Origin of the sequence: Flavobacterium sp. (assembly GCF_043773265.1) — a bacterium.
Taxonomy (GTDB): Bacteria; Bacteroidota; Bacteroidia; order Flavobacteriales; family Flavobacteriaceae; genus Flavobacterium.
This window is the reverse complement of record NZ_JAYVFH010000004.1, coordinates 17208-28218: the sequence shown is the minus strand read 5'-3', so window position 1 is coordinate 28218 and position 11011 is coordinate 17208. Positions and strand designations below refer to the sequence as shown.

Genomic DNA, 11011 nt, shown 5'->3' with positions numbered 1-11011 from the left:
TCGTCCAGTTGCTTTTAGAATGAACGAGCAAACTGCGGTAAACAATTATTACCAAAAAGTCCTTGACGGATTAACTCCAGAAACTGTTAATGCCAAAGCGCAAGAAGAGTTTGACACTTTTGTAAACAAACTTAGAGTTGTTGGCGTAGATGTAAATGTAGTTGATGATACAGCAAATCCAGACACACCAGATTCTATTTTTCCCAACAATTGGATTTCTTTTCATGAAAATGGTGATGTGGTCTTGTATCCAATGTTTGCCGAAAATCGTCGTGCCGAAAGAAGAGAAGATATTCTTGATATTTTAGAAGATAAAGGATTTTTAATAAATGACGGAATAATGGATTATACTGCTGCCGAAGACGATGGTTTTTATCTTGAAGGCACAGGAAGTATAGTGCTTGATAGAGAAAATGGAAAAGCATATTGCGCACTTTCTCCTCGTGCAGACGAAGAATTATTTATTGAATTCTGCGAAGATTTCGATTTAAATCCTATAATTTTTGAAGCTTTTCAAACCGTAAACCTGCCTGACGGCAAGGCAGGTGGAGAACGAAAACTAATCTATCATACAAACGTAATGATGTGTATTGGTGATACTTTTGCAGTTATTTGTGCCGATTGTATTGATGATAAAAAAGAAAGAAAAATGGTTCTTGACAGTCTAAAGTCTGATGGAAAAGAAATTATATTGATAACAGAAGATCAAATGAATAATTTTGCAGGAAATATGTTAGAATTGCAAGCAGCAGAAGAAAGACGTTACTTGGTAATGAGTACTTCTGCTCATAAAAGTTTAACTAAAAAACAAATTGCACAACTAGAGGAACATATTACAATATTAAGTTCAAGCTTAGACACAATTGAAGCTTGTGGAGGTGGAAGCGCAAGATGTATGATGGCAGAAATTTTTCTTCCTAAGAATTAAATAAAAATTTCAATAAAAAAATTCCAAATTCCAAAATTTAGTTATTGGAATTTGGAATTTTACTTTTCTATACTCTATTTTCTATACTCTATTTTCTTTAATTTCGTACTTTGTAAATTAAACCTCGTACTTTTTTTCTTAATATTTTAAAAACTCATAACCACCTTTTTCTGCACCCCAAACTTGCTTATTATTTTTATCAAAACCTTGATCCCAAGACACAATAGAATTTGAATTAACAATAACTATTGATGATGCATAACTTGCGCCACGAAGTTCACTTGGGCAAGTTTTATTTCCTGTTGAACCAGAGAATTTATTTTTTCCTAATCGTTTTAAAACAACGCCACAACCTTCTTTTTTGTCAATATCATTTTCAGTTAAAGAATCAAATGCTTCTGGAGTTTTCCATTTTCCAATCCAATCTTTTTCATTTTTTAAAGTATGAATTTCACTTACAAACTCGTTTTCATTTATTTGAGATATTTTATAAATTCTAACTCTATATGGTTTTTCTTGTTTACTAAACATTGCTTGTTCTACATATAAATAATTCCCTTTTTCTTTCCAAATTGGAACCATTCTTAGTGAGATATTAAAATAAGTTGTATCACGTTTAGAATGCTTTTCTGACGAATAATTTCCTTGCATTATAGTTAGTAATTCGTTAAAATTACTTTCGCTTTTAGAAATACTACTCGAACTAGATTTGCAACTAATAATTAAAATTGAAGTTAATAATAATGTAATAATTTTTTTCATTTTGTAATTTAGTTAGATTTCAAAAGTACTGAAATTTTTAAACCTCACAATCTTCCATTTTCTATCTTCCATCTTCCATCTACCAACATTTTATCCTCGTACTTCTTATTTCAAACCTCGTACTTCTATTTAGCAGGTTCCGATTTTAAAATATTATCTATCATTCCTCCAAAAATAAAAAAATGAAAAGGAACTAGAGAATACCAATACAATCTTCCCAACAAACCTTTTGGTCTAAAAGTTGCAATTTGATGCAAGACATTATCTTCGTCAATTCTAAATTCTAGCCAAGCTTCGCCAGGTAATTTCATTTCTGCAATAAGTAATAATCGTTTTTCTTCTTTATTGGCTAGAAGTACTCGCCAAAAATCTAATGCGTCACCATTATCCAATTGTTTAGGATGCGTTCTTCCTCTTCGTGTACCAACACCACCAACCAATTTGTCTAGAAATCCACGAGTTTGCCACATCCAATTTCCATAATACCAACCACGTTCGCCACCAATTGTCCAAATATTATCCAAGGCACGTTCAACATCAACAACTTTTCGAGATTGATGATCTTTTAAACATCCAAATTTTGGAATCTGAATATATTCTGAAAAATTGTGACCAAATCGTCCACTACTTAAACTGTCTTTCCAACTAGAGATTACTAAATTTTGTTCAATTTTAATAAAAGCTAATTTTATTGCATCAACATATGTAATAGGTTTAATATTAAGCATTTTTTGAAGTTCATTGTCCTTGCAAACCACTTCCATTTTCATGCTATTAACTAAATTTATTGCCAATTTATAGGATGTTGAGGTTACAAAATACAACCAATAAGATGATAACTTTGGAGTCATTATTGGAAATGTAAAAATCCAAAGTTTTATCTTTCTTGTTTTGGCATAAAGCTGCATCATTTCCTTATAGGTTATAACGTTTGGTCCGCCAATATCAAACGATTTATTGTAGCAATCTTCTCGAAGTAAAACTCCAATTAAATACTGAATTACATCTCTAATTGCTATAGGTTGACATTTTGTTAAAACCCATTTAGGAGTAATCATAATTGGCAATTTCTCGCATAAATCTCTAATGATTTCAAATGATGAACTTCCAGAACCAACAATAATTCCTGCTCTTAAAACTGTCGTTTTAAAATTTCCTTGATACAAAATATCTTCAACATCTTTTCTAGATTGTAAATGTTTAGAAAGTACATTATTATTTACAATTCCGCTTAAATAAATAACTTGATTAACGCCAATTTTATCCATATAAACATTAAAATTTTCTGCAGCTTTGGCTTCCATTGTATCAAAATCTGATATAGAAGACGTCATGGAGTGAATTAAATAATAAGCCACATCAATATGCATTGGAAGTGCATCAAATTTCAATTCATCAAGAAAATCAACTTCCCAAACTGTTACTGCTTCAAGCATAGCTTTGTCCAATCCAAGTCGGTTTTGGTCACGTACACAACATATAACTTGATGACCTTGCGATAAAAGCTCGGGTAATAATCTTCGGCCAACATAGCCATTTGCGCCAGTTAAAAGTATCCTCATGATTATTTTTTTATAAATTTAATAAAAAAAAATCTTCAACAATAGTTAAATTCCTCTAACAATACTTAAAATAGAACTTATTATATACTGAATTCCAATTGCGATAGTCAAGAAACCTACAATTCTTGAAATAGCTACAATTCCGGATGTTCCAAGAATTTTGGCCAAATAATGAGCACTTCTCAATATCAAAAATATTAAAAATGCAACCGTTAAAATTGCTAAACATGAAGAAATAATTTCTGAAGTTGAATCGTGTTCTTGATAGAATGCAATTAATAATGATATAGAACCTGGACCAGCAAGCATTGGCATTGCTAAAGGAGTTAACGCAATATCGTTTCTACTTTGAATTTCTACTTCAACTTTTTTATTTATTCCTTTATTTTTATTAAATTTTCCGTTAAGTAATGAAAATCCCGAACTTGCAATAATAATTCCACCAGCAATTCGTAAAGCTGGAATTGTAATTCCGAAAAATTTTAACACATATTGACCAATAAAAAATGATATTATCAAGATAATAAAAACATTTATTCCTGTTAATAAAGAAACACGAGAACGTTCTTTTTTGGTGTAATCTTGAGTCAAACCAACAAAAATAGGAACAGTTCCAATTGGGTTCAAAACCGAAAATAAGGCAGCTAATAAAAAGATAAATACTTCCATAGTTTTTGGCAAAAGTAATTTAGATTGCACACTCAAAGGTAAAATTTAAATCAATGTAAAGTTAATTTTAATCATAAACAAACCAAATTTTGTACTTTTGAAAAATGAAAAATAAGAAAACCTTAGTAATTGGTGCTTCAACAAAACCTGAACGATATGCTTTTAAAGCTATTACAATGCTTGTAGAAAAAGGACATTCAGTACTAGCAATTGGTCAAAATCAAGGAGAAGTTGCCGGTGTTTCTATAAGAACCAAAAATATTCCTTTAAAAAACATTGATACTGTAACGCTATATTTAAATCCGATTCGACAACGCGATTATTACAATTATATAATTGAAACCAAACCAAAACGTGTAGTTTTTAATCCTGGAACCGAAAATCCTGAATTTTATCAATTGTTAAAAGTTAACAATATTAAAGTAGAAGAAGCTTGCACATTGGTTTTGCTAACCACAAATCAATATTAGTTCTTATAAATTAATATTTTGTTTGTGAAGTGGCAGGTTTACTAATTATTAATAAACCTAAAAATGTTAGTAATCCGTTAAGTATAATTAGTTCATTTCCAATAACATAATCTCCAAAAAGTTTTTTAGAGTTTATGTTTAAAAATAAACAAATTGACGGAGCAATTATACATATAATTGGAACAAATTTATCTCTAACAGTTTTAGTTTTCATAAACAATCCAAATCCATAAAGACCTAAAAGTGGTCCGTAAGTATAAGAAGCAATTTTAAAAACCATTTCTACAACTGAATTGTCGTTAATAGCATTAAAAATAACAATCACAACAAACATTAATAACGAAAATCCGATATGAACAAAATGCCTTGTTCTTATAATATTTGGTTTATTTTGATTTTCGGTTTTATCCATTCCTAAAAAATCTACACAAAAAGAAGTTGTTAATGCTGTAAGAGCAGAATCAGTTGTTGCAAATGTTGCAGCGGTTAAACCCAGAAGAAATATAACTGATGGTACTAAAGTTAAATGATGAAAAGCAATTTCGGGAAAAAGTAAATCAGTTCTTGGAACATTGTTTACAATAGGCACTTCAATTCCATTTTTAGAAGCATAAATATATAATAATGCACCTACACTTAAAAAGAAAATATTGATAATTACAAAAATACCTGTAAAGGTAAACATGTTTTTTTGAGCATCGCCAATGTTCGAACAACTCAAGTTTTTTTGCATTAAATCTTGATCCAGACCAACAGTTGCAATGGTTATAAATATTCCTCCAAGAATTTGTTTCCAAAAATAAGTTCCTTTTAAATAATCTTCAAAAAAGAATGTTTTAGAATAATTACTATTTTTTACTTGTTCAAAAGCTTCAACAAATCCAAAATCTAAACTGTCACAAATAAAATAAATAGTTAAAAAAACAGATGCCAATAAAAAAAAAGTTTGTAAGGAATCGGTAATAATAATTGTTTTTAATCCACCACGATAAGTATAGGCAAATATCAAAGCTAGCGAAATTAAAACCGTTACTGCAAACGGAATTTTATAATAATCAAATACATAACGTTGTAAAACAAAAATCACTAAAAACAATCTAAATGCAGAACCAATTGTTCTTCCAATTAAGAAAATAGTTGCAGCAGTTTTATAACTCACAACTCCTAATCTTTGTTCAATATAACCATAAATGGAGGTTAAATTCATTCTGTAATATAACGGCAGCAATACTTTGGCAACTATAATGAAACCAATTGCACAGCCAATTACAAACTGAAAATATTTAAACTGCAAATCAGGATTTCCAACCTCACCAGGAACAGAAATAAATGTAATCCCAGAAATGGCAGTTCCAATCATTCCAAAGGCAACCAAGTACCATTTAGAATTTTTATTAGCTTTAAAAAATGTATCATTATCAGAGCTTTTCTTGCTTACAACATTCGATATAAAAATTAATAATCCGAAGTAAATTATGATTAATGTTAAAATTGCAAATGGTGACATGTGTAGTTTTTAAAGTTGTGCTAAAATAGAAAAAATAAAGAATATAGATTATAGAAAATAGAGAAAAGATGTAATAGAACTTAGAAAAACGATTTAGATTAAGTTAATCAGCTAGGTATAATCATTTGCATATTTACTTCTTTATTCTTTACTCTTTCATCTATTTTCTTTTCTTTACTTTTGCATCATGGAATTTTCATCAAAACTATTAGAAAAAGCAGTAAACGAAATGTCGCAGTTACCAGGAATTGGAAAACGAACAGCACTTAGATTAGTTTTACATTTATTAAAACAACCATCAGAGCAAACACATTTTCTTTCACAAGCATTAACAATAATGCGTGATGAAGTTAAATTTTGTATTAGTTGTCACAATATTTCTGATGTTGAACTTTGTGAAATATGTTCAAATAAATCACGAAATCATAAAATTATATGCATTGTAGAAGATATTCGCGATGTAATGGCAATTGAAAATACTAATCAGTTTAAAGGGATTTATCATGTTCTTGGTGGAAAAATTTCGCCAATTGATGGCGTTGGACCAAGTCAGTTGAATATCAAAACCTTAGTCGAAAAAGTAAAAACAGGAACAATTGAAGAAATTATCTTTGCTTTAAGCTCAACAATGGAAGGCGACACGACCAATTTCTACATATATAAACAACTAAAAGATTATAATATAAAAACATCTACAATTGCACGCGGAATAGCTGTTGGCGATGAATTAGAATATGCAGATGAAGTAACATTAGGACGAAGTATTGTGCAAAGAGTACCGTTTGAAAATTCACTAAAAAATAATTAGATAATATTCTTTTACAACTTTTTTGTATTTAGATTTGAAAAACTATCTTTGTTTGCTAAAATTAATTTGAATAATGAATAATCGAATATTATATATTTCACTTTTAATACTACTAATGTTTAGTTCTTGTGTTCCAACTCAAGATTTAATATATCTTCAAAAAAAAGATGGTGAAGCAACGAGTACTATTAATGAAATAAAAATAAAACCTTATAGATTACAAGTAAACGACATTATTAGTATAAATATTAAAGCAAAAGATTCTAGACTTGTTGAAATGTTTAGTACTTCATCAGGACAAAGTCAGCAAGTAGCATCAATTGAATCTTTATATTTTAACGGTTATACAATTGATGATCATGGTAATATTAGAATTCCTATTATTGGAGAAATGAATATTCTAGGAACCACAATTGAAGAGACAAGAAATAAAATAGAAACTGAATTACTTTCAAAATATTTCCAAAAAGAAGCTGGAATTTTTGTAACTGTAAAACTTGCAGGTTTTAGATACACAATTAATGGTGAAGTTTCTAGTACAGGAACAAAAATACTTTATCAAGAAAGAGTTAATATTCTTGAAGCTATTGCTAATTCTGGTGATATTACAGTTATAGGTGATAGAAAAGATGTAAAAGTTATTAGACAATTTCCACAAGGTGCAGAAACATTTAGTATAGATTTAACCGATTCTAGAGCTACACAATCACCTGCGTTTTATTTGCAACCCAATGATTATATTTATGTAAAACCTCTAAAACAAAAAACTTGGGGAACAGGTAAAACAGGAATTGAATCTTTAGGAACAATTATTACATTACTTTCATTAGCCACAACAACCTATTTATTACTTAAAAATTAAACTATTTTTTAAATGTTAGATGTAAAAGATTTTTCTTTTTTTGAAAACCAAAACAGCTTTGATTTTAAAGGATTTTTAATCAAAACTGGTAGTTATTGGAAATGGTTTGTTATAGGATTAGTTATTTGTTTAACTGTTGCTTATCAAGTTAATATTCGCAAGCAAAAAATCTATTCTTTAGAGTCAACTTTGGCAATAAAGGAGCAAGACAACCCATTGTTTACTTCTAATACTAGTTTGGTTTTTAATTGGGGCGGAACTTCAGATCAGGTTCAAAGTATTGCAACATCATTAAAATCTCGCTCTCATAACGAGCTGGTTGTTAATAAATTAGATTTTTTTATTGAATATCTTCAAGAACAAAAATATTTTACACAAGATGTTTATGGCACAGCACCATTTATAGTAAAACTTGACAAAACTAAAAACCAAATTTATCAAATTCCAATAAATATTACTTTTATATCTCCAACAGAATATGAAATTAGTATTGCTATTAATTCCAATACAGTTCCTGTAATTAATTATTCTTCCAATCAAGCTAGTGTTGCAAACGTTTCAAGTGGCGAATTTAAAAAAAGATTTAAAGTTGGTCAAAAAGTTAATCTTCCTTTTTTGAATTGGGAATTAAAAATCAATAATAATTCATTAAATTATACTGGTAGTAAATATATTGTTATATTTAATTCATTTGATTCTACAGTTTCAAGGTACAGAAATGTTAAAATAATCATAGATGAAAAAGCCGCATCAATTATTAAATTATCAACCGAGAATACCAATAAAGCTCGAATTGTAGATTATCTCAATGAAACTGTATTAATGTTGATGAAAAAGCAACTTGAAAGCAAAAATTTATTTGCAGAAAATACAATAAAATATATAGATACAACTCTTAGTTTAATGGAAACAGAAGTTAAACTAGCAAATGATGAATTAAAAGACTTTAGCCGAAATAGAAACATAATAGAAATTGAAAGTAGAGGAGAATCATTTCAATCAGAGATATCTCAATTAGACGTTTTAAATGATGCCATAAATAGAAAAATAAATTACTATAATAATCTAAATAGTTATTTAAGAAACAGTACAGATTATTCTAGACTTCCTGCGCCATCTGTTGCAGGAATTGATGATCCAAACATAATGAACAATGTTTCAAATTTAATTGGTTTATCTGTAAGAAGATCAGAAATGTCAAGTTCAGTCAAAGGCGATGTTATGTTTGATAATATTGACAACGAAATTTCTGCTGTTAAAAGAGTATTATTAGAAAATATAAATTCTGCAAAAGCTTCAATACAATTTGAATCTTCTCAAATAAAAAATAAAATAAGCCAAGCCGAAAATAAAATGATTAGTTTGCCAGAAGATAGTCAAGATTATTTAAAAATAATGCGAAAGTATAATTTAAGTAATAGTGTTATTGATGCTTTTCTTCAAAAACGTAATGAAGCCCAAATTGTAAAAGCAGCTAATTTATCAGACATTCAATTTATTGATCCAGCTAAAGATATTGGTGGAGGATTAATTGGTCCAAGAACAGGAGTAAACTATGTTATAGCATTGTTTCTTGGAATATTAATTCCTTTACTAATTGTGTTTTTAATTTTCTTTATTAATAATGCAATTCAAAATACAGATGATATCTCCAGATTAACAACAATTCCGTTAATTGGAGTTGTAGGTGTAAAACATACAGATTCAAATCTAGCAGTATTTGAAAAACCAAAAGCCGCACTTTCAGAATCTTTTAGAGCAATTCGATCATCATTACAGTTTTTATATAAAAAACAAAAAATTGATGGTACAAAAACATTGATGCTTACATCATCTGTGAGTGGTGAAGGTAAAACTTTTTGTTCTATAAACATTGCAACTGTTTTTGCAATGAGCGAAAAGAGAACAGTAATTGTTGGTTTGGATTTAAGAAAACCCAAAATTTTTGATGATTTTGATTTAAAAAATGATATCGGAGCTGTTAATTATTTAATTGGTCAAAAAACTTTAGAAGAAGTAACTCAAAAAACTAGTATTCCAAATTTAGATGTAATTACATCTGGTCCAATTCCTCCAAATCCATCCGAATTAATTATGGGCGAAACATTAAAGGAGATGATTGATGAGTTAAAAAGTAAATATGAATATATAATTCTAGACACACCGCCAGTGGGATTAGTAACAGATGCAGTTGAGTTGTCACAATATTGCGATGTAACTTTATATGTAATGAGACAAAATTTTACCAAAAAAGAAATGGTTAATTTACTTAATAATAGAGTGCAACGAGGTGAGTTGACCAATGTTAGTATCATTTTAAATGGTTTCGAAAACAAAGCCAAATATGGTGCTGGATATGGATACGGATATGGTTATGGGTACGGAGCTTATTCAAACGGATATCACGAAGAAGACGAAAGTAAAAATATATTTATTAAATATTTTAAATTAATTAAGAATAAACTATCTTGATAAATAAAAAAATTTTAATAACTGGAGGAGCAGGTTTTATAGGTTCAAACTTGTGTGAATACTTTTTATCTAAAGGTTATCACGTAACTTGTTTAGATAATTTTTCAACAGGTTATCGTCATAATATTGAATCACTTTTATCCTCAGCCAATTTTAAATTAATAGAAGGCGATATTAGAAACACTATAGATTGTCAAAAAGCAACACAAGGAATAGATTATGTTTTTCATCAAGCAGCTTTAGGTTCAGTTCCAAGATCTATAATAGATCCTACTACTACTAATGATGTTAATGTTACAGGTTTTTTAAACATGATACTTGCCTCAAGAGATTCAGGTGTTAAAAGATTTATATATGCGGCAAGTTCATCAACTTATGGAGATTCTGAAGTATTACCAAAAACAGAAGATGTAATTGGTAAACCATTATCACCTTATGCAATTACAAAATATGTAAATGAATTATATGCTGATGTTTTTAGTAAAACATTCGGAATCGAAACAATTGGCCTAAGATATTTTAATGTTTTTGGCAGAAAGCAAGACACAAATGGTGCTTATGCAGCAGTAATTCCAAAATTTGTATTGCAATTGATGAAAAATGAAAGCCCAATTATTAATGGTGATGGAAATTTTTCAAGAGATTTTACCTATATTGATAATGTAATTCAAATGAATGAATTAGCATTAAAAACAACAAATTCTCTAGCAATTAATACAGTTTACAATTGTGCTTATGGTGACAGAACAACATTGAATGATATGGTTTTTTATTTAAAAAAATACCTTTCAGAATTTGAAAGTTCTATTGAAAATATTAAAATAATTCATGGTCCAAGTAGGCAAGGAGATATTCCTCACTCATTGGCAAGTATTGAAAAAGCTAAACAATTACTAAATTATAATCCTAAATATTCATTTCACTCTGGTTTAAAAGAATCGGTAAAATGGTATTGGGAAAATTTAAAATAA

At 28.8% G+C, this 11011-nt stretch carries 10 protein-coding genes; 6 read left to right on the top strand and 4 right to left on the bottom strand.

The features are described 5' to 3' along the window. A partial coding sequence (gene ctlX, locus ACH2BO_RS00315) for a citrulline utilization hydrolase CtlX (RefSeq protein ID WP_395042759.1) occupies positions 1-928 on the top strand: 928 nt, incomplete at its 5' end. 138 nt (positions 929-1066) lie between these two features. Here the strand turns inward: ctlX and ACH2BO_RS00310 are convergent. The 3 genes from ACH2BO_RS00310 to ACH2BO_RS00300 form a co-directional block, all read right to left on the bottom strand. Further along, positions 1067-1690, bottom strand: a complete 624-nt coding sequence (locus ACH2BO_RS00310; protein WP_395042758.1) for a chromophore lyase CpcT/CpeT — start codon at positions 1688-1690, stop codon at positions 1067-1069. Positions 1691-1815: 125 nt separating this feature from the next. After that, positions 1816-3252: an SDR family oxidoreductase gene (locus tag ACH2BO_RS00305; RefSeq protein WP_395042757.1), complete on the bottom strand. Its 1437-nt coding sequence runs from the start codon at positions 3250-3252 to the stop codon at positions 1816-1818. 45 nt (positions 3253-3297) lie between these two features. After that, positions 3298-3921: a MarC family NAAT transporter gene (locus tag ACH2BO_RS00300; RefSeq protein ID WP_395042756.1), complete on the bottom strand. Its 624-nt coding sequence runs from the start codon at positions 3919-3921 to the stop codon at positions 3298-3300. A gap of 104 nt (positions 3922-4025) precedes the next feature. On the opposite strand from ACH2BO_RS00300, the gene ACH2BO_RS00295 reads away from it, so the two are divergent. Continuing rightward, positions 4026-4391, top strand: coding sequence for a CoA-binding protein (locus ACH2BO_RS00295; protein WP_395042755.1), 366 nt, complete (start codon positions 4026-4028; stop codon positions 4389-4391). A gap of 10 nt (positions 4392-4401) precedes the next feature. Here the strand turns inward: ACH2BO_RS00295 and ACH2BO_RS00290 are convergent, their stop codons facing one another. Then, on the bottom strand, positions 4402-5898 hold the full coding sequence (locus ACH2BO_RS00290; RefSeq protein ID WP_395042754.1) for a sodium:solute symporter: 1497 nt from the start codon (positions 5896-5898) through the stop codon (positions 4402-4404). Between the two features lie 187 nt (positions 5899-6085). Between ACH2BO_RS00290 and recR the strand changes: the two genes are divergently transcribed. The 4 genes from recR (at position 6086) to ACH2BO_RS00270 (ending at position 11011) form a co-directional block, all read left to right on the top strand. Continuing rightward, complete coding sequence (recR, locus tag ACH2BO_RS00285; RefSeq protein WP_395042753.1) at positions 6086-6706, top strand: recombination mediator RecR; 621 nt, start codon at positions 6086-6088, stop codon at positions 6704-6706. Between the two features lie 73 nt (positions 6707-6779). Further along, positions 6780-7568 carry a polysaccharide biosynthesis/export family protein gene (locus ACH2BO_RS00280; RefSeq protein WP_395042752.1) on the top strand — a complete coding sequence of 263 codons (789 nt, stop codon included), beginning with the start codon at positions 6780-6782 and terminating at the stop codon, positions 7566-7568. A 12-nt stretch (positions 7569-7580) separates the two neighbouring features. After that, complete coding sequence (locus ACH2BO_RS00275; protein ID WP_395042751.1) at positions 7581-10040, top strand: polysaccharide biosynthesis tyrosine autokinase; 2460 nt, start codon at positions 7581-7583, stop codon at positions 10038-10040. Beyond that, entirely contained in the window at positions 10040-11011 is a 972-nt protein-coding gene (locus tag ACH2BO_RS00270) for an SDR family oxidoreductase (protein WP_395042760.1), read from the top strand. Before ACH2BO_RS00275 ends, ACH2BO_RS00270 begins: the two co-directional genes overlap by 1 nt.